This window comes from Sphingomonas sp. AX6, from assembly GCF_902506605.1.
Lineage (GTDB): Bacteria > Pseudomonadota > Alphaproteobacteria > Sphingomonadales > Sphingomonadaceae > Sphingomonas.
Map to the genome: position 1 here is coordinate 415,334 of NZ_LR733979.1, position 24,877 is coordinate 440,210.

Sequence of the window (24,877 nt, forward strand, 5' to 3'; positions counted from 1 at the left end):
GGATCAGAACGGAACGTCGTCGTCGAGATCGTCGGGAAAGCTCGATCCGCCGCCTGAGCGCGCGCCGCCGCCCGAACCACCGCCGAATCCGCCGCCACCGCGCGACGAGGACTGGCCCGCAAACGCATCGTCGCCGCCGCCTGCGCCCCAGTTATCGCCGCCACCGCGATTGCCGCCACCGCCGGGTGCGCCATCGAGCATGGTCAGGACGCTGTTGAATCCCTGAAGCACGATTTCGGTCGAATATTTGTCCTGACCCTGCGCATCCTGCCATTTGCGGGTCTGGAGCGCGCCTTCGATATAGACTTTCGATCCCTTGCGCAGGAAGCGTTCGGCGACGTTCGCCAGCCCTTCGTTGAAGATCGCGACCGAGTGCCATTCGGTCTTTTCCTTGCGCTCGCCGCTATTCTTGTCCTTCCAGCTTTCGGAGGTGGCGATGCGCAGGTTGACCACCTTGCCGCCATTCTGGAACGACCGGCTTTCGGGGTCGCGCCCCAGATTGCCGACCAGAATTACCTTGTTCACGCTGCCGGCCATCTCACGTCCTTTGAATCGATTGAATGGCGACGCTTATAGCCCGGCGGCGGTTGCAATCCAGTAGGTCGCGCCCGCCGCGACGTAGGCCAGCACAAAAAGATATGCGAGCATGACGAGTGGCCATTTCCAGCCATTGGTCTCTCGCTTGGCGACGGCGATCGTCGACAGACATTGCGGTGCGAACACGAACCACGCCAGGAAGGCGAGCGCAGTCGGCAGCGGCCAGGCATCGCCGATCCGCGCGCCAAGTTCCTGCGCACCTGCATCCTCGTCCTCGGCGTCGATCGAATAAACCGTCTGGAGCGCGGACACCGCGACTTCGCGTGCCGCCATCGCCGGGATGATCGCCAGCGACATTTCATGATTGAAGCCGATCGGCCGCAGCACGACTTCCAGACCCGATGCGATTCTGCCGGCGATCGAATATTCGCTCTGTTTCACGCCCTCTGGCGCAACCGGATAGCTGGCCAGCACCCACAATGCGACGGTCGCGGCCATGATGATGGTCCCGGCACGGCGCAGGAAAATCCAGGCGCGCTGCCACAGGCCAAGCAGTACGTCGCGCACGATCGGCAATTGGTAACGCGGCAACTCCATCAAGAAGCTGCCATTCGCGGTCCCGCGTGCCGAGAAGCGTCGGATGACCAGCGCGGCGACTACTGCGCCGACCACGCCCGCGAGGTAAAGGATGAACAGCACCAGACCCTGCAACCCGATACCGGGGGCCAGAGAACGCGCTGGAATAAACGCGCCGATGATGACCGCATAGACCGGAAGTCGCGCCGCGCAGGTCATGAGTGGCGCAATCATGATCGTCGTCAGCCGCTCGCGCGGGTCGGAGATCGACCGCGTCGCCATGATGCCGGGGATCGCGCAAGCAAAGCTGGAGAGCAACGGAATGAAGGCACGCCCCGATAGTCCGACGCTGGCCATCAGCCTGTCCATCAGGAACGCCGCGCGGACCATGTATCCGCTGCCCTCCAGCAGCAGGATGAACAGGAACAGGATGACGATCTGGGGTAGGAACACCACTACCGATCCGACGCCGTTGATGATTCCCTCGATCAGCAAATCGCGCAAGAAACCTTCCGGCAGGTTCAGCGCGCTGTCGGCGAGGAAGCCCTGAAGCCCTTCGATCCAGCCGATCGGGGCTTCGGACCAGGAAAACACCGCCTGGAACATCACGAACAACAGCCCGAGCAGGATGATCGGCCCGGCCACCGGATGCAGCACCACGCGGTCGAGCGATTTGGACACGGCGCGCGAGCGCGGTTGCTCCACGGTCGCGGTCTTCGCCAGCGCGCGCGCGGGGCGCTGATAGGCGCGGATGTCGGGATCGACTTCGCGCGGGTCGCCGGCCTTCGCGCCCAGCACGCCCGCCAGCGCATCGCGAATCTCGTCCAGCCCGCGCTTCCTGACCGCCACCGTCGGAATCACGGGCACGCCGAGTTCGGCCGCCAGCACTTTAGTATCGATCGTCAGCCCATCGCGGGTCGCCATGTCGATCATGTTGAGCGCGACGACCATCGGCCGCCCCAGCGCCTTCAACTGCAACACGAAGCGCAAATGATTCTCGAGATTGGTGGCATCGACGACAACGAGCAGCGCGTCGGGCACGCATTCGAGGCCGCCCCTGCCGGTCACGACATCGCGGGTGACTTCCTCGTCGGGGCTTGACGGGTCGAGGCTGTAGCTGCCGGGCAGGTCGAGCAGTTCGACCGGGCGACCGTCGGACAGACTCATCCGGCCCGAATGGCGCTCCACGGTGACGCCGGGATAGTTGCCGACCTTTTGCCGCGCACCGGTCAGCGCGTTGAACAGCGCGCTCTTGCCTGCATTCGGATTGCCGACAAGCGCGATCAGGGGAGCGGGGTGCATCGCCTCAGGCTCCCGTGGTTTCGACGTGAATGGCATGCGCGACATGCGCGCGGATTGCGATCGTCATTCGTCCGATCCGACAGGCGAGCGGCCCGCGCCCGAACATCGACCGGTGGAGGATTTCGACCTCCACCCCTTCGTCCAGCCCGAATTCGCGCAAGCGGCGCGTCTCGCCATCGCTGAGCGCCGTCCAGTCGATACTGCGGACGGGGGCCGGATGGCGAATCGGTGCGCCCGATAGCGGCGCGGTCGTGGCAAGGCTCATATTGCGAGCCATTATCAACAGTTGCTTACAAACGAAACCGCAAAGTTGCGCGGCACGACTTTAGGGAAAGGGATTATACCGCGGGGTAGCGCAGCCGGCCGATGAACCGCGACAGGCTGGGGCGGTGCTGGCCGCGACCCAGCAGCTGCGCCTTGGTCTTTTCGAACCGCATGATTCCGTCGATCCGCCGCGCCAGGAACGCGCGGGTGTCGGCCAGGCCTTCGCTGTCGTCGTCCAGCATCACCGTCACGGTCGCGCCGTACACCGATCCCAGAATCGCCCGCTTGGTATAGTGATTGTAATCGGTCGCGGTATCGCCTGCCAGCCGCCACATATGATCCGCCGCGCGCCAACCGAGCCTGGCACCCTTTGCGACGTTCTGCGGCATGGTGAGGATCGCTAGCGCGCGGCGCAGCGCTTCCCGATTGGGGGCGACGGTATCGAGCCGTGCTTCCACCAATGCGGTGATGCGCTCGCGAATTTTCATCGATGCCAGCGTTTCCGGCGGCAGTTTCGCCGCCACTGCCAGATCGACGCTGTGGAACCACGCATCGATCATATCGACCGCCCCGCCGGGAAAGGCCACGCGCGCGACATCGGGATCGACGCCCATCTGCGTCGCGGTCGCGTCCAGCGCAGTTGCATTCCAGCCGTCGAACGCGGCATTCGCGGGGAGTTCGGGCGCGAGCGCCGCGCGTACCTCGTCCAGTGTCGGATCGTCGGGAAGGGCAGTCACGATGTCGTCTCCTTCTGCCCCGACTTAATGTCCTGAGCGTCGGTGGCAAGCTCGACCGGGCGTTCCCGCTGACTGCGCACCAGCACCAAAGCGACGGCGACCAATGCCGCGCCGATGAAGTCGAGCGTTCCCAAGCGCTCGTCATAGACGATCCACCCGACCGTCCCGGCAACGATTGGCTGGGTCAGCAGCGCAAGGCCCAGCAGCAACGGGGTGACGTGACCCAGCGCATAGATCATCAGCCCCTGGCCCAGCACTTGGCTCGCCAGTGCCAGTCCGACCAACACCGTCCAGTTGCCGCCGAACAGCGATTCACCCATGATGAACACCAGCGCCAGCAGCGGCAGGATCGAGGCGACCGACGAGACGGCGAGCGTCGACAACGGCGCCATTTTCTCGCGAGCGCGCGCCATGAAGATGAAATAGACGGCATACAGCACCCCCGCGAGCAGGCAGAGCAGGTCGCCGATCAGGTTCGCGCGCGACAATTCCGCAGATCGCCCCATCAGCATCGCCGCGCCGATTGCGGCGAGCAGCAATGCCGCGGCCTGCGGCCGGTTGGGCCACATCCGCGCGGCGATGAAGCCATAGATCGGGTAGATGAGCGTCGCCGAATTGCCGAACAACGTGGCGTTGGCCAGGCTGGTATAATGGATGCCGACATGCCAGCTCGCCAGATCGGCGGCGAACGCGACGCCCGCGATCAGCAGCACCGGCCACAATCCGCGCGCATCGCGAACCGGGCGCTCTCCCATCGAATAGGCGAGTGCGATCAGGATCGGGGCGGCCAGCGTGATCCGCCAAAATCCGGCCGCCACTGGCCCGATTTCGGCCGCGCGAACGAACCAGGGGCCAAACGCGAGCGCGACATTGCCCACCAGCAGCGCGGCCAACGCGGTTGGTGCGGGATTAGTTTTTCTTTGCAACGCGCTTTGATGCATATCGCCCCATAGCGCCCTATCTCCCGTCCTTCGCAATGCAAAAATTTGGAGGCACGATGCCCAGCCTGTTCGACCCCATCCAGCTCGGCGCGATCGCCGCGCCCAACCGCATCCTGATGGCACCACTGACGCGCGGCCGTTCGGGGCGCGACGGCGTGCCGGATGCACTGGTGGCGGAATATTATACCCAGCGCAGCGGCGCAGGCCTGATCATTTCGGAGGCCACTGGCATCAGCCGCGAAGGACTGGGCTGGCCCAATGCGCCGGGATTGTGGACCGACGCGCAGGTCGAGGGCTGGAAGCGCGTGACCGAAAGCGTGCATCAGGCGGGCGGGCGGATTGTCGCGCAGCTTTGGCATATGGGCCGCGTCGTCCATTCGTCGCTGGGGGGCGGACAGCCGGTGTCCTCGTCGGTGACGACTGCGCCCGGTCAGGCGCACACCTATGAGGGCAAGCAGGACTATGAAGAGGCGCGCGCGCTCGGTCTCGACGAGATTTCGCGCGTGCTCGATGATTATGCGCTGGCTGCCGAAAATGCCAAGCGCGCCGGGTTCGACGGGGTGCAGTTGCACGCGGCGAACGGCTATCTGATCGACCAGTTCCTGCGCGACAACGCCAATTTCCGCGACGACGATTATGGCGGCTCGCCCGAAAACCGCATCCGCCTGCTGGTGCAGGCGACCGAGCGGCTGGCCAGCGTCTGGGGTGCGGACCGCGTTTCGGTGCGCTTGTCGCCCAATGGCGATTCGCAAGGCGTGAAGGACAGCGATCCGGCCAGCGTGTTCGTGCCCGCCGCGGCGGAACTGGAGCGGATCGGCATCGGCTTCCTGGAATTGCGCGAACCCGGCCCCGACGGGACGTTCGGCAGGTCGAAGCAGCCGAAGCAATCGCCCGCGATCCGGGAGGTGTTCAAACGTCCGCTGGTGTTGAACAGCGACTATAATCTGGAGCGCGCGCAAGCCGATCTGGATGCCGGGCTTGCGGATGCGATCAGTTTCGGTCGCCCGTTCCTTGCGAATCCCGATTTGCCGGTGCGGTTGCAACGCGGTGCGCCGCTCAACCCCGACGATATGGCGACGTGGTACAGCGCAGGGCCGCAAGGCTATGTCGACTATCCCACGCTTGAGGATGCGACCGCCTAACGCGGTTCGGTGGTGCCCAGTCCGTCGATCCAGCGCGTGATCTGCGCGCGGATCGACGCTCGGGTCTTGCCGCTGAGCAAACCGAGCCCGACGAGCAGGATCAGCGGCGACGCGAAGACGGAGGCTGCGGCCCCGGCGCCCAGTCCGCCCAGCACGGTAAGCAATGCGACGTTGAGCTGGTCGCGTCCCGCCGCAGACAGCTTTACCCGGCGCGGCCCCTTTTCATCGAACCAGCGATGCGTATCGAAATATTCGGCCTCACCGCTCGGTGCCTTGCGGACCAGCGCATCGCCCATGCTGCCGCCCGCCTGCGCCAGCAGCCCCATGCCGGAGCGATCGTCGGATACGGGCGACGTACTGGGCTCGACTGTTCGGGCAACAGCGGGGTTCAGCGCATCGCCGGGCGGTACGCTTTCGATCCGCACCTCGGCGACATCGGCATCGGGTCGCGTGTCGATCACCACCAATTGGCGACCGCGTTCGACGATCCGGTAGCGGGAAGGCGGCATGTCCATCGTGGATCAGGCTAGCGTGGGGGCGTGCTCGCGGCAAATATTGGCTGGGGGAATACTGCGTGTTGTGCGAGGCAGACTTGCTTCTTCGTCATTCCGGCGAAGGCGAGAATCCATTGCTACTGGCCTGGATCATGGATTCCCGCCTCCGCGGGAATGACGGCTTGAAGGGGCTTGCCTAAACCCCCCGCCGCGCGCGCCATTGGTCTGCGCTCTGGCCCCAGGCATCGACGACCGATTCCTCATAGGGCTGGGGCAGGGTCACGCGCCCGCCATTGGTCGATCCCAACCGCTTGGCCAGCGCAATCGAGCGGACGTTTTCGGGGTCGATACTGTGGATGATATGGGTCCAGCCCAGCACATCGACGGCATAATCCATGCAGGCGACCGCTGCTTCATGGGCATAGCCCTTTCCGGCAAAGTCGTTCGACACGCCCCAGCCGACTTCCTTGCCCGGCCAGCCCTCCGGCTCCCACGGGCCGATGCGGCCGACCCAGCGCCCGGTGTCGCGTTCGATGACCGAGAACATCGCAAAACCGCGAATGTCCCACGCGCCGCGCATCGCGCACAGGTCGCGCCAGCATTCGGCGCGGCTCTTGGCCCCGCCGATAAAGCGCATCGCCTCCGCATCCGCCGCCATCGCTGCCCAGCCGTCGAGGTCGCTCGCCTCGGGCAGGCGAAGGATCAGGCGATCGGTGAACAGAATGGGCTCGGCCATCAGCCGAACCGGGATTTGAGGTCGAGCATCGCGATCGCGGCGCGCGCGGCGTCGCCGCCCTTGTCCTTGTCGTCAGGACGCGCGCGGACCAGCGCCTGTTGCTCGTCCTCGGTGGTCAGGATGCCATTGCCGATGGGGGTGCCATCCAGCGTCAGCGCCATGATCGCCCGCGCGCTTTCGCCCGCGACGATTTCGAAATGATAGGTCTCTCCGCGGATGACGACGCCCAGCGCGACATAGGCGTCGTAACGGTCGCTTTCGGACGCCATCGCGATCGCGCCGGGCACTTCGAGCGCGCCCGGGACGGTCACCGTTTCATGGCTATGCCCGGCGGCTTCGATCGCGGCGCGCGCGCCTTTGAGCAAGAGGTCGTTGAGATGCGCGTAGAAGCGCGCTTCGACGATCAGGATATGGGCCATGTTCAGTCCGCCTTCAAATCGATGGGCCGCTCGCCGACGATCGACAGGCCATAACCGTCCAGCCCGACCAGCGTGTGATGCGTGTTGGTCAGCAGCACCATTTCCTCGACGCCCAGTTCGGTCAGGATCATCGCGCCGACGCCATAGTCGCGCAATTCATCCATGTCCTTGGGCGGAAGCGTTCCGGTCTTGGCTTGCAGTGCGACGGTGAACTGGTCGGGGCGGGGGCGGTTGATGACGACGATGATGCCTGCGCCTTCCTCGGCAATGATTTCCATCGAGCGCTGGAGCAGCGCCGACCGCTCGCCACTTTCGCCGAAGAGGTCGGTGAAGGTGTTGAGCGCGTGCATCCGCACCAAAGTCGGCTTGCTCGGATCGACGCGGCCTTTGACCAGCGCGATCTGTTCGCTGCCCGTCGCCTTGTTCCAGAAGGTCATCGCGGTCCAGTCGCCACCCCAGCGGCTGTGGAATTTGGCCTCGGCACGCTTTTCGGCAAGGTGATCGTGGCGGAACCGGTACGCGATCAGGTCGCGGATCGTGCCGATCTTCAGCCCGTGCAGCTGCGCGAACGACACCAGGTCGTCCATCCGCGCCATCGTGCCGTCGTCCTTCATGATCTCACAGATCACGCCCGCAGGGGTCAGTCCGGCGAGCCGCGAGACATCGACTGCGGCCTCGGTATGGCCCGCGCGGACCAGCACGCCGCCGTCGCGCGCGACCAGCGGGAACACATGGCCCGGCGTCACGATCTCGTCCGCACCCTTCGACGCGTCGATCGCAACCGCAATGGTGCGCGCCCGGTCGGCGGCGGAGATGCCGGTGGTGACCCCGTCGCGCGCCTCGATCGAGACGGTGAAGGCGGTTTCGTGCCGCGTGCCGTTCTTGCGGCTCATCAGGTCGAGCCCGAGCTGTCCGACGCGGCCCTTCGACATGGCGAGGCAGATCAGGCCGCGGCCATGCTTGGCCATGAAGTTGATCGCATCGGGCGTCGCCATCTGGGCCGGGATGATCAGGTCGCCTTCATTCTCGCGGTCCTCGTCATCGACCAGAATATACATGCGGCCGTTGCGCGCCTCATTGATGATCTCTTCGGGGCTAGAGAGGAAGGCGTGCGGAAGGCGGGCGAGTTCAGGCTTTGCCACGGAGCTGCTCCATGCGTTGAAGATAGCGTGCGAGCACGTCGATCTCGATATTGACGGTCTGGCCCTCGGCGAATGCGCCGAGCGTGGTGACCGATTGCGTGTGGGGGATGAGATTAATTGCGAACTGCGCGGTGCCGTCCGCCTGGTCGCTCACTTCGTTGACGGTCAGCGACACCCCGTCGATCGTCACTGACCCCTTGGGAGCGATGAAGGGGGCGAGTGCGGCGGGGACGGAAAAGATGATCTTCTTCGAATCGCCCTGTGGGGAGATGCGAACGATGGTGCCGATGCCATCGACATGGCCGGTGACGATATGCCCGCCCAGTTCGTCGCCCAGCTTCAACGCGCGTTCGAGGTTGAGGGCACGGCCGACGCCCCATTGATCCGCGGTGCGCGATACGGTTTCGCCGGACACATCGACCGCGAACCAGCCCGGCCCCTTGTCCACCACGGTCAGGCACACGCCCGAGCACGCGATCGACGCGCCGAGATCGACAGTGGTCGTATCGTAGCTGGTGGCGATCCGCACGCGCAGGTCGCCGCGTCCTTCCGCGGACTCGATCTTGCCGATGTCGGTGACGATGCCGGTAAACATGGCGGTCCTTAATTCAGTCTCGCACGCGCTCGTAGACTTCGAGGGTGTCGCTGCCAAGCATTCGCGTGTCGACACGCCGCCAGCGGCCATGCGCGTCGGCAAGCGACGCCAGCCCGATATCGCCCAGCGCAGCGCGCCCCTCGCCGATCAGGATAGGGGCGCGGTACAGCAGCAGGCGATCGACCAGATCGGCGTTCAGGAACGCCGATGCTGCGCCCGCGCCACCCTCGACCATCAGGTGATCGACGCCGGGGTGCGCAGCGGCGACCTCAGGCGACGCCACCGCGGTCCAACCAGCGGTCGCGGTGCCGCGGGTGAGCAGCAACCGCATCGGTGCGCGATCCTCGAACCCTTGCAAGCGCACGTTTAGGCGCGGTGTATCGGCGTCGAGGGTTCCGCGCCCGACTAAGATGGCGTCATGACGCGCGCGTTCCACATGACCATGGGCGCGGGCGGCTTCGCCCGTGATCCATCGGCTTTCGCCATCGCTGCGGGCAATGCGGCCATCGAGCGACGTGGCCAGTTTCAGCGTGACATGCGCGCGGCCAAGATGCTGTCGCGAAAGGAACCCCTGCATCGCGCGTCGGGCTTCATTCGCACCGATGCCCGTGGAAACGGCAATGCCAGCGGCCTCCAGCATCGCGATTCCCTGCCCGTCGGTGCGCGGATCGGGATCGCGCAAGCCGATCACGACGCGCGCAATGCCCGCTTCGATGATGCTCGCGGTGCAAGTCGGTCCGCGCGGCGACACATGCGCGCAGGGCTCGAGGCTAGTGTAGAGCGTCGCGCCCCGTGCCGCGTCGCCCGCCTGTTCGAGCGCGACCGCCTCGGCGTGCGGGCGTCCGTGGGGGCGCGTCCAACCGCGCCCGATCACGCTGCCGTCGCGAACCACCATCGCGCCGACGCATGGATTTGGCGCGGTTCGTCCGCGTCCACGCTGCGACAGCGAAATCGCCGCACCCATCCACCGCGCGTCGTCATCTTTCGAGATTGGGGTCAGATGCCCCATGAATTGAGCTTGTCGTCTAGCCGCTTGAATTCGGCCTGACGCTTTTCCTGACGCGCCTTGTAATCGGCGATCAGCTTGTCGCGCTCGACCTTCATCACTGCCTGGCGCGCGATGATTTCCTCGTCGGTGCGGTCCAGCCGCCAATCCTCGACATATTGAATGTCGCGTTTGTAGGCGCGTTCGAAGAACGAGTCCTTCACGAACCCGGCGATCAGCAGCGATGTGATGCCCACCGAAATGATCAGGAAAAGCAACCGGTGCGGCTGTTCGCGCTTGGCGACATAATCGCGCAGGTCGCGGTACGCATGGGCGGGGGAGAGGAATCGAAACAGGGACATGGTACTGACAAAGATAGGGGCTGATCGCCGATGCGACCAGCCCCTTCCCCCGGAACCCCATGGGATCGGTCGAGGATGCCGATCAGTTCAGGACACCAGTCAGTTCAGAACAAACGTCACCGACATCCGATACCAGCTCTCGATCGCCGCACCGTCGCGCGTGGCCGGGCGGAACCGCCATTGCGATAGCGCTTGTCTGCGCGTGGCGGTGAAGAAGGCGTCACTGGTCGCGGACACGCGCTCGACCGCCTTCGCCCGGCCATCGGCGCCCACCAGCACGCGCACCACGACCTGACCATCGCGACCCTCGCGTTGTTCGGACGGCGGATAGGCAGGCTGGAACCGGTCGGCGAAGCGCGGGTCTGGGGACACGCCGACCATGACTGGCGCGGGCGTCTCAACTGGCCGTGTTCCGGTGCCCGTGCCGCCGGGGCCGATCGGGGGGAGCGGCGGACGGAGCGGTCCGAAATCGATGATCGGGCCGGTGTTCGGAACATCGACCATCGGCCGGGGCGCATCGGGACGTGGCAATGGCGCAGGCGCGGGTTGCAACAGCGGCGTGGTATCGGTGGTCGGCAGGGGTTCGGACGGAATCGGGATGGGTTCGGGGGGCAACGGGATGTTGCGCGTGGTCAGCGCGGGCGGCTCGACATAACCCTGCACCCATTCGGGCGCGGCGAGGAACAAGGCGGCCAGCACGCCGCCGTTGATCGCAACCGCAATCGAAAGGCTGGCGGGGTTGATGTGGAAACGACGATTTGAACGGTCTGCGTACATCGTGTTGCACTCCTGATTGTTGCCAGGACGTGCAATGTTAGATCATGATCGGGTCATCACCTAAGCGTTTCGTTTCGCAACGAAAAGGGCCAGCGACAGGATATGTCCCTTGTGAGTGGCACGCTGTTGCCAAATTCGTCATTCCCGCGAAGGCGGGAATCCATATCCTCCGACTTGGCTTATAGATTCCCGCCTTCGCGGGAATGACGAACTATTCAGTCGGTGCTTGTATTCAACGATGCTTCAACCGCTCGATCGTCGCCTCGCGCCCGATCAGGGGCAGTAGCGCCGCCATGTCCGGCCCGGCATCCCTGCCGGTCAGCGCCAGGCGCAGCGGCAGGAACAACGCCTTGCCTTTCCGCCCGGTCAATTCCTTCAGATTGTTCGTGATCTGGTGCCAGGGATCCGCCAGCCAGTCGGCGACCGCCGCTTCCATTACCGCCGAGTCGAGCAGCGCGTGGTCTGCCTCGCTCGCCACCGGCGGCGTAAACGGCCCGGTGATGATCGCCCACCAGTCGGCGGCCTCGTTCAGCGTCGACAAATTCGCCTTCACCGTGTTCCACGCCATGCCGTTCATCCCCTTGGGCAGGCGGCGGACGACGCGGGTATAGGGAAGCTGGTGGACGATCCGCGCATTGACCTGCGCCAGTTCGGTCTCGTCGAAGCGCGCGGGCGCACGTCCGAAATGCGAAAAATCGAATGTGTCGATCAGCGGCTGGGGATCGACCATCGGCTCCACCGGCTGACTGGTGCCGATCCGCGCGAGCAGGGAGATCAGGGCCTGGGGCTCGATGCCGATGTCGCGGAAATGATCGACGCCCAGCGAGCCGAGCCGCTTCGACAATTTGCCTTCGCTACCGGTCAGCAGCGCGGCGTGCGCAAACACCGGCGGCTTGGCCCCCAGCGCGCCGAACATTTGCACCTGCGCGGCTGTATTCGACACATGATCCTCGCCGCGCACGACATGGGTGATGTTCATGTCGATATCATCGATGACGCTGGGCAGCAGGTAGAGCCACGACCCGTCGCCGCGCCGGATCACGGGATCGGAGAGCGATGCCGCATCGAACTGCTGATGCCCGCGCACCAGATCGTCCCAGTTGATGGCGGTTTCGGGATCGAGGCGGAAGCGCCAGTGGGGCGAGACGCCATCGGCCTCCAGCTTCGCGCGGTCCGCGTCGGTCAGTTTCAGCGCAGCGCGGTCGTACACCGGGGGCAGGCCGCGGCTGAGCTGCACCTTGCGCTTGAGCGCCAGTTCCTCGGGCGTTTCGTAACAGGGATAGACGCGTCCGCTCGCCACCAGCTCGGCGAAGCGCGCATCGTAGCGATCGAACCGGTCCGACTGCCGCGCCTCGCCGTCGGGCTTCATGCCGAGCCAGTCGAGATCGGCGCGAATCGATTCCACGAACCGTTCTTCCGATCGCACGGAATCGGTATCGTCTATGCGCAGCAGGAATTTGCCGCCCTTGGAACGTGCGAACATCCAGTTGTGGAGCGCGGTCCGCAGATTGCCGACGTGAAGCTGGCCCGTGGGGCTGGGGGCGAAACGAGTGATGACGGTCATGGACCGCGCCCTAACCCAAATTCGTGGGCGCGGAAACGCCTTCGCCCTTTGCGTTCGCGCGGGCTGCGGATAAGGGGTGCGCGTTCACGCCTTCCATGACAGTTCGGTGAAAAGGGTCCCTGCCATGAAACTCCTCGCGGGCAATTCCAACCTTCCGCTCGCGCAGGCCGTGGCCAGCTATCTCGAATCGCCGTTGACCCAGGCCAATGTGCGGCGGTTCGCGGACGAGGAAATCTTCGTCGAAATCCTCGAAAATGTCCGCGGCGAAGACGTGTTCGTGCTCCAATCGACCTCGTTTCCGGCGAACGACAATCTGATGGAATTGCTGATCATGATCGACGCGCTGCGCCGCGCGTCGGCTCGCCGGATCACTGCCGTCCTCCCCTATTTCGGCTATGCGCGTCAGGACCGGAAGCCCGGACCCCGCACGCCGATCTCTGCCAAGCTAGTCGCCAATCTAATTACTACGGCCGGTGCCGACCGGGTGTTGTCGGTCGATCTCCATGCTGGGCAGATCCAGGGTTTCTTCGATATCCCGACCGACAATCTCTACGGCGCGCCAGTGATGTCAGAGGATATCAAGGCGCGGTTTTCCGACAAGAATCTGATGGTCGTATCCCCCGATGTCGGCGGCGTGGTGCGCGCGCGGGCGCTGGCCAAGCGGCTCGACAACGCGCCGCTGGCGATCGTCGACAAGCGCCGCGAGCGCGCGGGCGAATCGGAAGTGATGAACATCATCGGCGATGTGGAAGGACGCTTCTGCATCTTGATCGACGATATCGTCGATTCGGCGGGCACGCTTTGCAATGCGGGCGCGGCGCTGAAGGCGGCGGGGGCGGAGGGCGTGGTCGCCTATTGCACCCACGGCGTGCTGTCGGGTGGCGCGGTCGCGCGCGTCGATGCGTCGGAACTGCATGAGCTGGTCATCACGGATTCGATCGGCAACCACGACGTCATTGCCCCCAGCGACAAGGTCCGCCATTTGACCATCGCGCCGCTGATCGCAGAAGCCATCCGCCGGATCGCCGACGAAAGCTCGGTCTCCAGCCTGTTCGACTGAGGTTCGCGCACGCCCCAAAACCGTTCGTGCTGAGTAGCGCCGCAGGCGCGTATCGAAGCACTGTCCTTCTTGGCTACGCAAGGAAGGATGGTGCTTCGACAAGCTTAGCACGAACGGGGTTGGTAGGTTCTACAAAACCCCATCCCAGACCAGTTTGGCGCCCACCGCGATCATCAACACATAGATTGCGGTATAGAACCGCGCTGCGCTCACCCGGCGCACCAGCCATACGCCTGCAAAGGTTGATGCGATCGCCACCGGCATCAACACGGCCGCGGTCAGCATATTCTCACGCGTGAACTGGCCCAGCGCAGCATAGGCGGGCACTTTGAGCCAATTGACCGCGAAGAAAAAGAACGCGCTGGTGCCGACCAGCATGTCGCGCGTCAATTGGCGGGGCAGCACCCAGAACTGAAACGGCGGCGCGCCGGCATGGGCGATCTGGCTGGTGAAGCCCGATGCCACACCGAACGCCTGTCCGCTCCATCCCGGCAAATGTCGGGGCGCGGGTGGATCGCCGCGTTCGACCCAAAGCCGATACGCGCCGAACAGAATCGAGATCGCGCCCACCGCCGCCATCACCGCGGCAGGCGACACGCTGGCGGCATAGAAATAGCCGACACCGATGCCGAGCGCCGCCCCCGGGAGCATCGCCCGGATCACGCTCCAATCGATGCTGCGGCGAAACGCCCAGACGCTGACCACATCCTGCACCATCAGGATGGGGAGCAGGATCGCGGCGGCCTGAACCGGATCGACCGCGAACAACAGCATCGGCAGCGACAGCGCGCCCATTCCCGAAAACCCGCCCTTGGCAAGGCCGAGCAGGATCACCGCAGGGACCGCGAGCAGATAAAAAATCGGATCGGACAGCATCGTTTTTTCGCCTAGCACGCGCGACAAAGATTGCGAGCGCCAGGAAATTGGGCATTAAGGGCTTAGGTCGCGTGTAACGGAGTAACGATGCGTCATCCTTCTGACGGTGCGCTGGGCGAGAATCGCCGCGCGCTGCGCCAGCCGATCGCGGTCACCGCGCAGATTCGCGATGGCCGGGGTCCGAAATTCGCCTGTCGGCTGCTCGATCTGTCGACCACTGGCTTTCGTGCGGAAGCGGTGCACCCATTGAGCATCGGCGACACCGTCTGGGTGACGCTTCCCGGCATGAGCGGGCTGGAGGCGGAAGTCGCTTGGCGCGACGAATTCACCATCGGCTGCCGCTTCAAACAGCCGCTATACGGCCCGATCTTCGACAATCTGATCCGCGCGAACGGTTAGCGCTCGGCGATCCGCGCCAGCAACGCGGTGATTCGCAGCAGTACCAGCAACGCCGCGGCCATGAACCCGGCGAGTGCCAGCACCGCATAGGTCAGCGATTCGAGCCAACGGGCGATTTCTCCGTCCTGCGCGTCGCTCGCGGACAGGGCGGCGAGCACGCCGGTTTCGTCTGCGGAAGCAAACGGTGCTTCGCTGGCGATGCGTTCGCCCGGTTCGATTGGCGGCGTCTCGGGCATCTCGAAGCGCTCGGCAACGTTCTCGCTGCCGGGTCGCGAGGGTGATGATGTTCCGTGGATGTTGGACACCGATGCGACCGAGGCGATGATCGACAGCGTCGCCAGCCCCGCCATCACCAGCAACAGCGTGCGGCCCAGCCAGTCGAACACCCTCATGCGGCCAGATCGTCCGCGGGTTCGGGGGCCAGATTGCGCCCGACCGGCGCGCGCACCCCCGCATGGCCACGAAGCTTGAGTTCCGCCTTGAGCGACTCGGGTTTGGGTGCCCACAAAAACCCGAAGCTGACCGTACCGTGCTTGGTCTCCACCACATGGTGCAGCCGGTGCGCCTGGATGATGCGTTTCATATAATCGGATTTGGGCAGATAGCGGTGGTTCAGGCGCTTGTGGACGATGACGTCGTGAAACCCGAAATAGATCGCGCCATACGCCGCGATGCCCGCACCGACCCACGCATAACCGACCCACCAGCCAAGCTGCACCCCGCCCAGCAACAACACGATGCTGGGGATGGCAAAAATCACGGCATAGAGGTCGTTCAATTCCCAATTGCCGGTGCGCGGTTCGTGATGGCTCTTGTGCAGGAACCAGCCGATACCGTGCATCACCCAGCGGTGCATGACGTAAGCGAACACCTCCATCGCAAGGATGGTGCCGAGGAACAACAGGATGCCGAGCGACCAGTGCATCGCCCCCATATAGGCTAGCCGTCGCGACGCGTCACCCGGTGCGATCATCGCCAGCGTGATTCTAAAAGGCTGCGGGGTGGATTCGCCCGCCCCGATATGCTTTAGGCCCAAGCAAACCCGCTTTTCGAAAAGGTCAGGCGCACTCATGAACATTCACGAATATCAGGCCAAGGAATTGCTGGCGAAATTCGGCGTCCCTGTCCCCGCAGGCTATGCCGCGCTGACCGTCGAGGAAGCCGTCGCCGCGTCGAAAAAGCTGCCCGGACCGCTTTACGTCGTGAAGGCGCAGATTCACGCGGGTGGCCGCGGCAAGGGCAAGTTCGTCGAACTCGGCCCCGACGCCAAGGGCGGCGTCCGCCTGGCAAAGACCGAGGACGAAGTCCGCGCGGCGGCGACCGACATGCTCGGCAATACGCTGGTGACGATCCAGACCGGCGACGCGGGCAAGCAAGTCAACCGCCTGTACGTCACCGACGGCGTCGATATCGCCAAGGAATTCTACCTCGCGCTGTTGGTCAATCGCGCCACCGGCCGTGTGTCGATGGTCGCATCGACCGAAGGCGGCATGGACATCGAAGCGGTCGCGCACGACACGCCCGAAAAGATTCACTCGATCGACATCGACACCGCGACCGGCTTCATGCCGCATCATGGCCGTGCTGTCGCTGCCGCGCTTGAGCTGACCGGCGACCTCGCCAAGCAGGCCGCATCGACTGCATCGAAGCTGTACGACGCGTTCCTGGGCACCGATGCCGAGCAGATCGAGATCAATCCGCTGGCCGTCACCGACGACAACAAGCTGATGGTGCTCGACGCCAAGGTCGCGTTCGACGGCAATTCGATGTTCCGTCACAAGGATTTGATGGAACTGCGCGACGAGACCGAGGAAGACCCCGCCGAACTCGAAGCGTCCAAATACGACTTGGCCTATATCAAGCTGGACGGCGACATCGGCTGCATGGTCAATGGCGCGGGTCTCGCCATGGCGACGATGGACATCATCAAGCTGAACGGCATGTTCCCGGCCAACTTCCTCGACGTCGGCGGCGGCGCTTCGAAGGAGAAGGTGACCGCGGCGTTCAAGATCATCCTCGCCGATCCGAATGTGAAGGGCATCCTCGTCAACATCTTCGGCGGGATCATGAAGTGCGACATCATCGCCGAAGGGATCGTCGCGGCGGCGAAGGAAGTGAACCTTTCGGTGCCGCTGGTCGTTCGCCTGGAAGGCACCAATGTCGAAAAGGGCAAGGACATCCTGGCCAATTCCGGCCTCGCCATCGTTCCCGCGAACGATCTGGGCGATGCCGCGAAGAAGATCGTCGCAGAGGTGCAGAAGGCGGCTTAAGCCTTCGTCCGAACGGTACGAATTTCTCCCCCGCACCCCACGTGCGGGGGCCAGCCTTCCTCCCCAGGAACGGTTGGGACATGGGAGAGAGATCGAATGAAAGTGTTGGTCCCGGTCAAGCGCGTGCTTGACTATAACGTAAAGCCCCGCGTGAAGGCGGACGGATCGGGCGTCGATCTGGCGAACGTCAAGATGTCGATGAATCCGTTCGACGAGATCGCGGTCGAGGAAGCCATCCGCCTGAAGGAAAAGGGCGCGGTGACCGAAATCATCGCAGTGTCGATCGGTGAGGCCAAGTCGCAGGAAACTTTGCGCACCGCGCTCGCAATGGGTGCGGATCGTGCGATCCTGATCACGGCGGAAGAACGCGTCGAGCCACTGGGTGTCGCCAAATTGCTCGCCAAGGTTGTCGAGGAAGAACAACCGCAGCTGGTCATCCTGGGCAAGCAGGCGATCGACGACGACAACAACCAGACCGGCCAGATGCTTGCGGCACTGCTTGGCTGGGGCCAGGGCACGTTTGCATCCAAGGTCGAGATCGAGGGCGAAGCCGCAAAGGTCACGCGCGAAGTTGATGGCGGGTTGGAGACGGTATCGCTCAATCTGCCCGCGATCGTCACCACCGACCTTCGTCTTAACGAGCCGCGCTATGCGTCGCTCCCGAACATCATGAAGGCGAAATCCAAGCCGCTCGCGAACAAGACGCCTGCCGATTACGGCGTGGACGTTTCCGCCCGGCTGACCACGCTCAAGGTCGTCGAGCCCGCCAAGCGCAGCGCGGGTGTGAAGGTCGCGGACGTGGACGAACTGGTCGCCAAGCTCAAGTCGATGGGAGTTGCCAAGTGAAGACGCTCGTCTGGGTCGAACACGACAACGCATCCGTGAAGGATGCCACCCTCGCCGCGGTCACCGCCGCATCGCAACTGGGTGAAGTGCATCTGCTGGTCGCAGGGCAAGGCTGCGGCGCGGTTGCCGAACAGGCTGCCAAGATCGCTGGCGTGGGCAAGGTCCATGTCGCCGACGACGCGGCTTACGGCCATGCGCTCGCTGAAAACATCGCGCCTTTGGTGGTCGAACTGATGGGTCATCACGACGCGTTCGTGGTGCCCGCGACCACCACCGGGAAGAATGTCGCGCCGCGCGTCGCCGCTTTGCTCGACGTGATGCAGATCAGCGACATCCTGTCGGTCGAAAGCGAAGACACGTTCACGCGGCCCATCTATGCGGGCAACGCGATCGCGACCGTTCAGTCCAAGGATGCCAAAAAGGTCATCACCGTACGCGGCACCGCGTTCGAAAAGGCCGCGATGGAAGGCGGATCGGGTAAGGTCGAGGCGGTGTCGTCGACCGGCGACAAGGGCCTGTCGAGCTTCGTCTCGCAGGAAATCGCCAAGTCCGAGCGGCCGGAATTGACCAGCGCCAAGGTGATCGTCTCGGGCGGTCGTGCGCTGGGTTCGGGCGATCAGTTCCATGCGCTGATCGATCCGCTGGCGGACAAATTGGGCGCAGCCGTCGGCGCGAGCCGTGCGGCCGTCGATGCGGGCTATGCCCCCAACGACTATCAGGTCGGCCAGACCGGCAAGATCGTGGCCCCCGAAGTCTATATCGCGATCGGCATTTCGGGCGCGATTCAGCATCTGGCGGGCATGAAGGATTCCAAGACCATCATCGCCATCAACAAGGATGAGGACGCACCGATCTTCCAGGTCGCGGATTACGGGCTGGTGGGCGATCTGTTCAAGGTCGTGCCGGAACTGACTGAAAAGTTGTGACGGTGCGAGCGGGATAGCGGCACGCTATCCCGCGGTCGCAGTCGGTCAAGGGCTAGACTGCGACGCACCGGCACGGCCGGCGGGGCTGCAGCCCCGACCGACGGGACGGGACTTGCTCCCGCGGTGTTGCCGCACCAAACAGAAGCATTGAGGTGGGGCGATTAGGGAAAACGCGGTGGCGAATGGCGTCTTTATCCACCGCGAGGATTCAATCTATCGCGATACACCGTCTGAGCGATATCATTTCCCGAAATCTTACCTCAGTCGCGCCGAAAAATGTGTCGGCGATTGGATCCTATATTATGAGCCGGTGAAGGTTAGAAATACCAAAGGATACTGGGCGGTTGCAAAGGTTGCGGCGATAGTGCCCGATCCCGAGGATCAAAATATGTTCTACGCCATGATCGAGCCGGGTGAGTTCGTTCAGTTTGGTTCAAACGTTCCATTCACCATTGACGGTGCGGTAGTCGAACAGGGACTACTTAATGACGTCGGTATTCTGTCAGGACGTGCGCAATCTGCTGTTCGGCCGCTCAATCGGGAGGATTTCGTCCGGATCGTAAAGCTTGGTCTGACGGCTGAAGACGACTTACTCCCTCGGACTGCTTGGTACTCCGAAAACGGACTGCTCCGAGAAGATCGAGTGGCATTTGAATACGGTGAACGCGAGCGTGTTCCACAATTATCGTCACGGGTTGCACGCGATCGAGCGTTTCGCCGGACCGTTCTAAGGGCCTACGACGAGCGTTGTACGTTGACTGGGCTAAAGCTGATCAACGGTGGAGGCCGTGCGGAAGTGGAGGCTGCACACATCCGCCCCGTTGCCGCGAACGGGCCTGACATTGTGACAAATGGGCTAGCGCTTTCAGGCACGGTTCATTGGATGTTCGATCGCGGGCTAGTTTCGGTAGCTGACGACCTTACAATTTTAGTTTCGCGGCACGTAAACGACCGCGACGGGGTAACAAGCTTATTGAATCGCGACGGTCGCGCCCGATTGCCCAGCAATCCCTCGGAGCGCCCGCATCCGCATTTCTTGGAATGGCATCGACAAAACTGCTTCAAAAACTAACGACTGGAGTTGAAAGTCGGTGTTTACCTAAACCCACCAACCCCAGAAACAGGTAAGGCCCGTCGCTTTCGCGGCGGGCCTCCCTAGACGATCCGTGGCCGAAGCCTTGGTTCGTCATAATGCTTTTTCTTTCGATCAAGCCGTTACAAAACCATCGACATCGCTAAAGGTTCCGCGTTCGAGAAATTATTTTCAGCGGCTCAGAAATCCGGCTCCCCGGTTGCCTCCTGCTCGGCGTTGGTGCCCCGCTTTACCGGCGCCGTCCGAAGGACGAGATACCCGCCAATCGCCGACAGGATCGACCCGAACAGCACGCCGATCTTCACATCGTCGATCAGCTCCGCATTGCCGGGAAAGGCGAGCCCGCCGATGAACAGGCTCATCGTGAAGCCGATCCCGGCGATCATCGACATGCCGTAAATCTGACGCCAGCTGGTGCCGCGCGGCATCGTCCCAAGCCCCAGCTTTATTGCCACCCAGACGGTGCCGAAGATGCCGACCTGCTTGCCGATGAACAAACCCGCGGCGATGCCGAGCGGCAGCGACTGGACCAGCACCGACGGCTCCACCCCCGCCAGGCTGACCCCGGCATTGGCGAACCCGAACAGGGGGACGACGAAGAAGGCGGACGGCCCATGGAGCTTGTGCTCCAGCCGATGGAGCGGTGAATCGACCGCCTCGGGCGCGCCCGGCGTTTTCTTGATCGGGATCATCATCGCCAGCGCGACGCCCGCGATCGTCGCATGGACGCCCGACAAAAACACGAAATACCAGAGCACCGCACCGAGCAACAGATAGGGCCATAGCTTCTGCACGCCGCTGCGCCCCATGACATACATGACGCCCATGATGAGGGCTGCGGCACCCAGCGCCAGCGACGAGATGCTTTCGGTATAGGCGATGGCGATGATCGCGACCGCGCCCATATCGTCGACGATCGCGACCGTGACCAAAAACAACTTAAGCGCGGTCGGCGCCCGCGGGCCGAGCAGCGCGAGCACGCCGATCGCAAAGGCGATGTCGGTCGCCGCCGGAATCGCCCAGCCATTGGTAAGCCCCGGCGTTCCCGAGCTAAGCCCTAGATAGACCAACGCCGGCACCAGCATCCCGCCTGCCGCCGCCAGGATCGGCAATCGCCGATGTTCCCAGGTGGCCAACCGTCCGTCGACGAACTCGCGCTTTATCTCCAGCCCGACGAGCAGGAAGAAAATCGCCATCAGCGCGTCGTTGATCCACAGATGGACGGTCATCGGACCGTATTTGGGAGAGATGACCGGCCCGGTTTCCCAGTGGAGGAAACCGAAATACGCCTCCGATATGCCGGGTAGATTGGCGAAGAGCATCGCCAGCGCAGCCGCCGCCATCAGGACGATGCCGCCCGATGCTTCGCTTTTCAGAAAATCGCGTAGTGCCGATTGCGGCCGCGTGGCTCGATTGGCCATGGTCGCTCCCTGTTTTGGTTTCGTCGCTGGATTGCCCCTTCCTACCGACTGGCGTCGGCGGGTCAAATCACTTACGCCGCGGGCATGGCTACGGTTCCCCTGAACGCGAACGATCCGCATCCCGTCCTGCATTGGTGGCGCAATCACGTCGTCGCGACGGTCGATCACATGAAGGTCGTCGAGAAGGTCGAGGAAGAGGGTGGCTTCGACGGACGCTATGTGTTCATGACGCTGATGTCGGCGGGGATCGCAGTGCTGGGGCTGCTCTTGTCGTCGCCGGCGGTGGTGATCGGGGCGATGCTGATCTCGCCGCTGATGGGGCCGATCATCGGCCTGGGCTTCGGCGTGACCCTGTTCGATTCGCGCGAGATCAAACGTGCGCTGATGGCGTTGGCGCTGGGTACGGTGCTGGCGATTCTGTTCACCGCGGCCATCGTGCTGATGTCGCCGCTCCAGACGCTGACCAGCGAGCTTGCCGCGCGCACCCGGCCCAACCTGTTCGATCTGCTGGTGGCGCTGTTTTCGGGGCTGGCCGGTGCCTATGCGATGATCCGCGGGCGCGAGGGTGCGGTCGTCGGCGTCGCCATCGCCACCGCGCTGATGCCGCCGCTCGCGACCGTGGGATATGGTCTGGCGACGTGGAACGGTACGGTGTTCTTCGGCGCGTTGCTGCTCTATTTCACCAACTTCATGGTAATCGCGGCATCGGCGGCGATCATGGCCCGACTGTACGGGTTCGGCCCGCGATTGTCGCCGCGACAATCGATGTTTCAGACCTTTGCAATGCTGGTCATCTTTGCTGTGCTCGCGGTGCCGCTGGGATTCACGCTGCGCCAGATCGCATGGGAAGCGACCGCGCAGCGCCAGGCACGCGACGTGGTGGCGGCGGAATTCGGCGACAATTCTCGGGTCAGCCAGCTTGAGATCGATTATAGCAGCGAACCGGTTCAGGTGACCGCCACGGTCCTGACCCCCGGCTTCATCCCCCAGGCCGAGCAGGAAGTGTCGGCGACGCTGGCCAAGGCGTTCAGTCGCCCGGTTGATGTGCAGATCGAACAGTTCCGCGTCGGCGTCGGCGATGCCGAGGCGACCCAGGTCGCCCGTGCCCAGGCCAACGAACAGGCGACGCGCGAGGCGCGAACGGTGACGCGGTTGGCCGAACAACTCGCATTGGTCGCGGGCGTGCCTGCCGAGGCGGTGCTGCTCGACCGCGGCAATCGGCGCGCGGTGGTCAGCGCGAGTGCGCTGCCGGGCGCAAGCCTGGCATCCTATCGCGCGCTGGAGCAGCGGGTCGGCGGGGCTGCGCAGGGCTGGTCGGTCGAACTGGTGCCGCCTGCGGTCGCGCCTGCCAGCGTGTCGTTCGGCGAGGACGGACCGGACGCCCAGGGCCAGGCCGCGCTCCAGACCGCGATCTGGGCAGGGCGGCGATTGCGGCTGCCGCTGGGGGTGAGTGGGGCTGCGGACAATGCCGATGCGGTGGTCGCGGCGTTGATCGAGGCCGGGGTCGCGGCGGAGCGGTTGCCCGGCGGGGGGCCGGTGACGCTCCAGTGGCTGGCGCCGAGCGTGGAGGGGCAACCCTGACCCCGCTCCCTTTGGTTTCGAGCGAAGTCGAGAAACGCTTCCGATTGCTTAAGTCACGTTTCTCGACTTCGCTCGAAACCAACGGATGGTGAGGATGGTTAGCTGTCCCGTGCTCCGGCGAAAGCCGGAGTGGTAGCGATCGGCGACTTCCCTTTCCAGCGCTCCGGCTTTCGCCGGAGCACGGTGGGTTATGCCGCCTTCGCCAACGCCTCCGCGATCAGCTTGCGGCTGTTCTCTACCCCGTAAAGCGCGATGAAGCTGCCCATGCGGGGGCCTTGCGACGACCCCAGCAGGGTTTCGTAGAGCGCCTTGAACCAGTCGCGCAGCGCCTCTTTGCCGAAATGCGTCTTGCCGATCTCATAGACGTGGTTCTGGATATCCTCCGCGCTTGCCGGACCATCGGCCAGCGCCGCATCCAGGTCGCGTAGCGCTGCGACTTCCACGCCCTCGGGCGCACGACGCACCAAGGTCGGCGTCACGAAATCGCGTCCATAGGCCAGCGCATAGCCGATCAGGTGATCGAGCGCCGGATTGGCCTCGGGCGACGCATCGGGGACGTAGTTCTTGAGGTAAGCCCAGACCTGATCCTTGGTCGCGTCGCCCATCACCCCGACCAGGTTGAGCAGCAGGCCGAAGGTGACCGGCAGCACTTCCGCAGGCGGCGGGCCGCCATGGATGTGGTGGACCGGATTGCCCAGCCGCTGTTCGACCGCCTGTCCCGCATAATTGCCGCGGAACTGCCAATATTCGTCGACCGCGCGCGGGATCACGCCCATGTGCAGCGCCTTGGCCTTTTTGGGCTCGCGGAATGCGAAGAAGGCGATGCTCTCGTCAGGACCATAGGTCAGCCATTGTTCGAGGCTGAGGCCATTGCCCTTGGACTTCGAGATCTTCTCGCCCTTTTCATCTAGGAACATCTCGTAGATGAGCCCCTCGGGCTTGCGGCCGCCCAGGATGCGCGCGATCTTGCCGCCCAGCATCGCGCTGTCGATCAGATCCTTGCCGTGCATCTCGTAATCGACGTCGAGCGCGGCCCAACGCATCCCCCAATCGGGCTTCCATTGCAGCTTGGCCTTGCCGCCCAGCACCGATTGCTCGATCCGTTCGCTCTCATCGACGAACGCGATCATGCCGGTTTCGGCGTCGAGCACCTCTACCGGCACCTGAAGCACGATTCCCGATGTCGGGCTGATCGGCAGCACCGGCGAATAGGTCGCCTGGCGTTCGGCACGCAGCGTCGGCAGCATGACCGCCATGATCGCATCGTAATTGCGCAGGACATTGCGCAACTGATCGTCGAACTTGCCCGATGCGTAATAGTCGGTCGAGGACGCGAATTCATAGTCGAACCCGAACTGGTCGAGGAACGCGCGCAGCCGGGCATTGTTGTGCGCGGCAAAACTGTCATGCGTGCCGAACGGGTCGGGCACCTGCGTCAGCGGCTTGCCGAGATGTCGGCTGAGCATCTCGCGGTTCGGCACATTGTCGGGCACCTTGCGAAGCCCGTCCATATCGTCGGAGAACGCGATCAGCCGCGTCGGAATATCCGACATTTCTTCGAAGGCGCGGCGAACCATCGTCGTGCGCAGCACTTCGTTGAAGGTGCCGATATGCGGCAGGCCCGACGGCCCGTATCCGGTTTCGAACAGCACATGGCCTTTCGCCGGGGGCGCGTCCTTGTAACGGGCAAGGATCTTGCGCGCTTCTTCGTAAGGCCATGCCTTTGAGGTGAGCGCGGCGGTGCGGATATCGGCGGGGGTCGGCTGATCGGTCATGCTGAGCATCTGGCGCGTGTGCCGCCAAATCGCAATCGCGATTCTGGCCAGCGCCGA

At 63.9% G+C, this 24,877-nt stretch carries 27 protein-coding genes; 8 read left to right on the top strand and 19 right to left on the bottom strand.

The window, feature by feature from the left end; all coding sequences use genetic code 11:
* Window positions 1–3 precede the first annotated feature (3 nt).
* The 5 genes from ssb to ENHY17A_RS02065 all read right to left on the bottom strand — a co-directional run bounded on the left by ssb (window position 4) and on the right by ENHY17A_RS02065 (window position 4,309).
* Window positions 4–537, bottom strand: a complete 534-nt coding sequence (gene ssb, locus ENHY17A_RS02045) for a single-stranded DNA-binding protein (protein ID WP_159709608.1) — start codon at window positions 535–537, stop codon at window positions 4–6.
* 33 nt (window positions 538–570) lie between these two features.
* Window positions 571–2,415, bottom strand: coding sequence for a ferrous iron transporter B (gene feoB / locus ENHY17A_RS02050; RefSeq protein ID WP_159709610.1), 1,845 nt, complete (start codon window positions 2,413–2,415; stop codon window positions 571–573).
* Window positions 2,416–2,419: 4 nt separating this feature from the next.
* Window positions 2,420–2,680 (bottom strand): FeoA family protein, encoded by a 261-nt coding sequence (locus ENHY17A_RS02055; RefSeq protein WP_159709612.1) that lies wholly within the window; start codon window positions 2,678–2,680, stop codon window positions 2,420–2,422.
* A gap of 73 nt (window positions 2,681–2,753) precedes the next feature.
* Window positions 2,754–3,416 (bottom strand): COQ9 family protein, encoded by a 663-nt coding sequence (locus ENHY17A_RS02060; RefSeq protein ID WP_159709614.1) that lies wholly within the window; start codon window positions 3,414–3,416, stop codon window positions 2,754–2,756.
* On the bottom strand, window positions 3,413–4,309 hold the full coding sequence (locus tag ENHY17A_RS02065; RefSeq protein WP_328799122.1) for a DMT family transporter: 897 nt from the start codon (window positions 4,307–4,309) through the stop codon (window positions 3,413–3,415). The genes ENHY17A_RS02060 and ENHY17A_RS02065 overlap by 4 nt, the downstream gene beginning before the upstream one ends.
* 104 nt (window positions 4,310–4,413) lie before the next feature.
* Here ENHY17A_RS02065 and ENHY17A_RS02070 point away from each other — a divergent pair, with 104 nt between their 5' ends.
* The gene (locus ENHY17A_RS02070) at window positions 4,414–5,499 is read left to right on the top strand and encodes an alkene reductase (protein WP_159709618.1); all 1,086 of its coding nucleotides are present in this window, start codon (window positions 4,414–4,416) and stop codon (window positions 5,497–5,499) included.
* Here the strand turns inward: ENHY17A_RS02070 and ENHY17A_RS02075 are convergent.
* From ENHY17A_RS02075 to gltX, 9 genes are all read right to left on the bottom strand, one after another.
* Window positions 5,496–6,014: a hypothetical protein gene (locus tag ENHY17A_RS02075; RefSeq protein ID WP_236547696.1), complete on the bottom strand. Its 519-nt coding sequence runs from the start codon at window positions 6,012–6,014 to the stop codon at window positions 5,496–5,498. The two genes, ENHY17A_RS02070 and ENHY17A_RS02075, sit on opposite strands and share 4 nt — an antisense overlap.
* A gap of 175 nt (window positions 6,015–6,189) precedes the next feature.
* Window positions 6,190–6,729, bottom strand: a complete 540-nt coding sequence (locus ENHY17A_RS02080) for a GNAT family N-acetyltransferase (protein WP_159709622.1) — start codon at window positions 6,727–6,729, stop codon at window positions 6,190–6,192.
* Window positions 6,729–7,148: a 6,7-dimethyl-8-ribityllumazine synthase gene (ribH, locus tag ENHY17A_RS02085; protein ID WP_159709624.1), complete on the bottom strand. Its 420-nt coding sequence runs from the start codon at window positions 7,146–7,148 to the stop codon at window positions 6,729–6,731. The genes ENHY17A_RS02080 and ribH overlap by 1 nt, the downstream gene beginning before the upstream one ends.
* A 2-nt stretch (window positions 7,149–7,150) precedes the next feature.
* Window positions 7,151–8,290 (bottom strand): 3,4-dihydroxy-2-butanone-4-phosphate synthase, encoded by a 1,140-nt coding sequence (gene ribB / locus ENHY17A_RS02090; protein ID WP_159709626.1) that lies wholly within the window; start codon window positions 8,288–8,290, stop codon window positions 7,151–7,153.
* Window positions 8,277–8,885, bottom strand: a complete 609-nt coding sequence (locus tag ENHY17A_RS02095; protein WP_159709628.1) for a riboflavin synthase — start codon at window positions 8,883–8,885, stop codon at window positions 8,277–8,279. Before ENHY17A_RS02095 ends, ribB begins: the two co-directional genes overlap by 14 nt.
* Before the next feature lie 13 nt (window positions 8,886–8,898).
* Complete coding sequence (gene ribD / locus ENHY17A_RS02100) at window positions 8,899–9,894, bottom strand: bifunctional diaminohydroxyphosphoribosylaminopyrimidine deaminase/5-amino-6-(5-phosphoribosylamino)uracil reductase RibD (RefSeq protein ID WP_328799123.1); 996 nt, start codon at window positions 9,892–9,894, stop codon at window positions 8,899–8,901.
* The gene (locus ENHY17A_RS02105) at window positions 9,882–10,232 is read right to left on the bottom strand and encodes a hypothetical protein (RefSeq protein WP_159709630.1); all 351 of its coding nucleotides are present in this window, start codon (window positions 10,230–10,232) and stop codon (window positions 9,882–9,884) included. The genes ribD and ENHY17A_RS02105 overlap by 13 nt, the downstream gene beginning before the upstream one ends.
* Before the next feature lie 99 nt (window positions 10,233–10,331).
* Window positions 10,332–11,009: an energy transducer TonB gene (locus tag ENHY17A_RS02110; protein WP_159709632.1), complete on the bottom strand. Its 678-nt coding sequence runs from the start codon at window positions 11,007–11,009 to the stop codon at window positions 10,332–10,334.
* 232 nt (window positions 11,010–11,241) lie between these two features.
* On the bottom strand, window positions 11,242–12,573 hold the full coding sequence (gene gltX / locus ENHY17A_RS02115; RefSeq protein WP_159709634.1) for a glutamate--tRNA ligase: 1,332 nt from the start codon (window positions 12,571–12,573) through the stop codon (window positions 11,242–11,244).
* A 124-nt stretch (window positions 12,574–12,697) separates the two neighbouring features.
* Here gltX and ENHY17A_RS02120 point away from each other — a divergent pair, with 124 nt between their 5' ends.
* Window positions 12,698–13,633: a ribose-phosphate pyrophosphokinase gene (locus tag ENHY17A_RS02120; protein WP_159709636.1), complete on the top strand. Its 936-nt coding sequence runs from the start codon at window positions 12,698–12,700 to the stop codon at window positions 13,631–13,633.
* A 129-nt stretch (window positions 13,634–13,762) separates the two neighbouring features.
* Here ENHY17A_RS02120 and ENHY17A_RS02125 read toward each other — a convergent pair whose 3' ends face one another.
* Window positions 13,763–14,509, bottom strand: coding sequence for a sulfite exporter TauE/SafE family protein (locus ENHY17A_RS02125; protein ID WP_159709638.1), 747 nt, complete (start codon window positions 14,507–14,509; stop codon window positions 13,763–13,765).
* Window positions 14,510–14,596: 87 nt separating this feature from the next.
* On the opposite strand from ENHY17A_RS02125, the gene ENHY17A_RS02130 reads away from it, so the two are divergent.
* A complete protein-coding gene (locus ENHY17A_RS02130; protein ID WP_159709640.1) occupies window positions 14,597–14,908 on the top strand; it encodes a PilZ domain-containing protein in 312 nt (103 codons plus the stop codon).
* Here the strand turns inward: ENHY17A_RS02130 and ENHY17A_RS02135 are convergent.
* Window positions 14,905–15,300 carry a hypothetical protein gene (locus tag ENHY17A_RS02135; RefSeq protein ID WP_159709642.1) on the bottom strand — a complete coding sequence of 132 codons (396 nt, stop codon included), beginning with the start codon at window positions 15,298–15,300 and terminating at the stop codon, window positions 14,905–14,907. The two genes, ENHY17A_RS02130 and ENHY17A_RS02135, sit on opposite strands and share 4 nt — an antisense overlap.
* Window positions 15,297–15,833 (bottom strand): sterol desaturase family protein, encoded by a 537-nt coding sequence (locus ENHY17A_RS02140; protein WP_159714029.1) that lies wholly within the window; start codon window positions 15,831–15,833, stop codon window positions 15,297–15,299. Before ENHY17A_RS02140 ends, ENHY17A_RS02135 begins: the two co-directional genes overlap by 4 nt.
* Before the next feature lie 145 nt (window positions 15,834–15,978).
* Here ENHY17A_RS02140 and sucC point away from each other — a divergent pair, with 145 nt between their 5' ends.
* The 4 genes from sucC to ENHY17A_RS02160 all read left to right on the top strand — a co-directional run bounded on the left by sucC (window position 15,979) and on the right by ENHY17A_RS02160 (window position 20,022).
* Window positions 15,979–17,178, top strand: coding sequence for an ADP-forming succinate--CoA ligase subunit beta (sucC, locus tag ENHY17A_RS02145; protein WP_159709644.1), 1,200 nt, complete (start codon window positions 15,979–15,981; stop codon window positions 17,176–17,178).
* Window positions 17,179–17,274: 96 nt separating this feature from the next.
* Window positions 17,275–18,024: an electron transfer flavoprotein subunit beta/FixA family protein gene (locus ENHY17A_RS02150; protein ID WP_159709646.1), complete on the top strand. Its 750-nt coding sequence runs from the start codon at window positions 17,275–17,277 to the stop codon at window positions 18,022–18,024.
* Entirely contained in the window at window positions 18,021–18,950 is a 930-nt protein-coding gene (locus ENHY17A_RS02155) for an electron transfer flavoprotein subunit alpha/FixB family protein (RefSeq protein WP_159709649.1), read from the top strand. Before ENHY17A_RS02150 ends, ENHY17A_RS02155 begins: the two co-directional genes overlap by 4 nt.
* A gap of 175 nt (window positions 18,951–19,125) precedes the next feature.
* On the top strand, window positions 19,126–20,022 hold the full coding sequence (locus ENHY17A_RS02160; RefSeq protein WP_159709651.1) for an HNH endonuclease: 897 nt from the start codon (window positions 19,126–19,128) through the stop codon (window positions 20,020–20,022).
* Between the two features lie 200 nt (window positions 20,023–20,222).
* Here the strand turns inward: ENHY17A_RS02160 and nhaA are convergent, their stop codons facing one another.
* The gene (gene nhaA / locus ENHY17A_RS02165) at window positions 20,223–21,464 is read right to left on the bottom strand and encodes a Na+/H+ antiporter NhaA (RefSeq protein WP_159709653.1); all 1,242 of its coding nucleotides are present in this window, start codon (window positions 21,462–21,464) and stop codon (window positions 20,223–20,225) included.
* Window positions 21,465–21,548: 84 nt separating this feature from the next.
* Between nhaA and ENHY17A_RS02170 the strand changes: the two genes are divergently transcribed.
* Window positions 21,549–23,045: a DUF389 domain-containing protein gene (locus ENHY17A_RS02170; protein WP_159709655.1), complete on the top strand. Its 1,497-nt coding sequence runs from the start codon at window positions 21,549–21,551 to the stop codon at window positions 23,043–23,045.
* Between the two features lie 188 nt (window positions 23,046–23,233).
* Here the strand turns inward: ENHY17A_RS02170 and ENHY17A_RS02175 are convergent, their stop codons facing one another.
* The gene (locus ENHY17A_RS02175) at window positions 23,234–24,820 is read right to left on the bottom strand and encodes a lysine--tRNA ligase (protein ID WP_159709657.1); all 1,587 of its coding nucleotides are present in this window, start codon (window positions 24,818–24,820) and stop codon (window positions 23,234–23,236) included.
* Window positions 24,821–24,877: the final 57 nt, after the last annotated feature.

Bases quoted from the DNA above. Each gene is read 5' to 3' on its own strand.
- ssb (WP_159709608.1), bottom strand. From the start codon at position 537: ATGGCCGGCAGCGTGAACAAGGTAATTCTGGTCGGCAATCTGGGGCGC.
- ENHY17A_RS02080 (WP_159709622.1), bottom strand. From the start codon at position 6,729: ATGGCCGAGCCCATTCTGTTCACCGATCGCCTGATCCTTCGCCTGCCC.
- ENHY17A_RS02110 (WP_159709632.1), bottom strand. From the start codon at position 11,009: ATGTACGCAGACCGTTCAAATCGTCGTTTCCACATCAACCCCGCCAGC.
- ENHY17A_RS02070 (WP_159709618.1), top strand. From the start codon at position 4,414: ATGCCCAGCCTGTTCGACCCCATCCAGCTCGGCGCGATCGCCGCGCCC.
- ENHY17A_RS02150 (WP_159709646.1), top strand. From the start codon at position 17,275: ATGAAAGTGTTGGTCCCGGTCAAGCGCGTGCTTGACTATAACGTAAAG.
- ribD (WP_328799123.1), bottom strand. From the start codon at position 9,894: ATGGGGCATCTGACCCCAATCTCGAAAGATGACGACGCGCGGTGGATG.
- ENHY17A_RS02175 (WP_159709657.1), bottom strand. From the start codon at position 24,820: ATGACCGATCAGCCGACCCCCGCCGATATCCGCACCGCCGCGCTCACC.
- nhaA (WP_159709653.1), bottom strand. From the start codon at position 21,464: ATGGCCAATCGAGCCACGCGGCCGCAATCGGCACTACGCGATTTTCTG.
- sucC (WP_159709644.1), top strand. From the start codon at position 15,979: ATGAACATTCACGAATATCAGGCCAAGGAATTGCTGGCGAAATTCGGC.
- ENHY17A_RS02140 (WP_159714029.1), bottom strand. From the start codon at position 15,833: ATGCACTGGTCGCTCGGCATCCTGTTGTTCCTCGGCACCATCCTTGCG.
- ribH (WP_159709624.1), bottom strand. From the start codon at position 7,148: ATGGCCCATATCCTGATCGTCGAAGCGCGCTTCTACGCGCATCTCAAC.
- ENHY17A_RS02120 (WP_159709636.1), top strand. From the start codon at position 12,698: ATGAAACTCCTCGCGGGCAATTCCAACCTTCCGCTCGCGCAGGCCGTG.
- ENHY17A_RS02095 (WP_159709628.1), bottom strand. From the start codon at position 8,885: ATGTTTACCGGCATCGTCACCGACATCGGCAAGATCGAGTCCGCGGAA.
- ENHY17A_RS02105 (WP_159709630.1), bottom strand. From the start codon at position 10,232: ATGTCCCTGTTTCGATTCCTCTCCCCCGCCCATGCGTACCGCGACCTG.
- ENHY17A_RS02055 (WP_159709612.1), bottom strand. From the start codon at position 2,680: ATGAGCCTTGCCACGACCGCGCCGCTATCGGGCGCACCGATTCGCCAT.
- ENHY17A_RS02125 (WP_159709638.1), bottom strand. From the start codon at position 14,509: ATGCTGTCCGATCCGATTTTTTATCTGCTCGCGGTCCCTGCGGTGATC.
- ENHY17A_RS02135 (WP_159709642.1), bottom strand. From the start codon at position 15,300: ATGAGGGTGTTCGACTGGCTGGGCCGCACGCTGTTGCTGGTGATGGCG.
- ENHY17A_RS02130 (WP_159709640.1), top strand. From the start codon at position 14,597: ATGCGTCATCCTTCTGACGGTGCGCTGGGCGAGAATCGCCGCGCGCTG.
- gltX (WP_159709634.1), bottom strand. From the start codon at position 12,573: ATGACCGTCATCACTCGTTTCGCCCCCAGCCCCACGGGCCAGCTTCAC.
- feoB (WP_159709610.1), bottom strand. From the start codon at position 2,415: ATGCACCCCGCTCCCCTGATCGCGCTTGTCGGCAATCCGAATGCAGGC.
- ENHY17A_RS02170 (WP_159709655.1), top strand. From the start codon at position 21,549: ATGGCTACGGTTCCCCTGAACGCGAACGATCCGCATCCCGTCCTGCAT.
- ENHY17A_RS02075 (WP_236547696.1), bottom strand. From the start codon at position 6,014: ATGGACATGCCGCCTTCCCGCTACCGGATCGTCGAACGCGGTCGCCAA.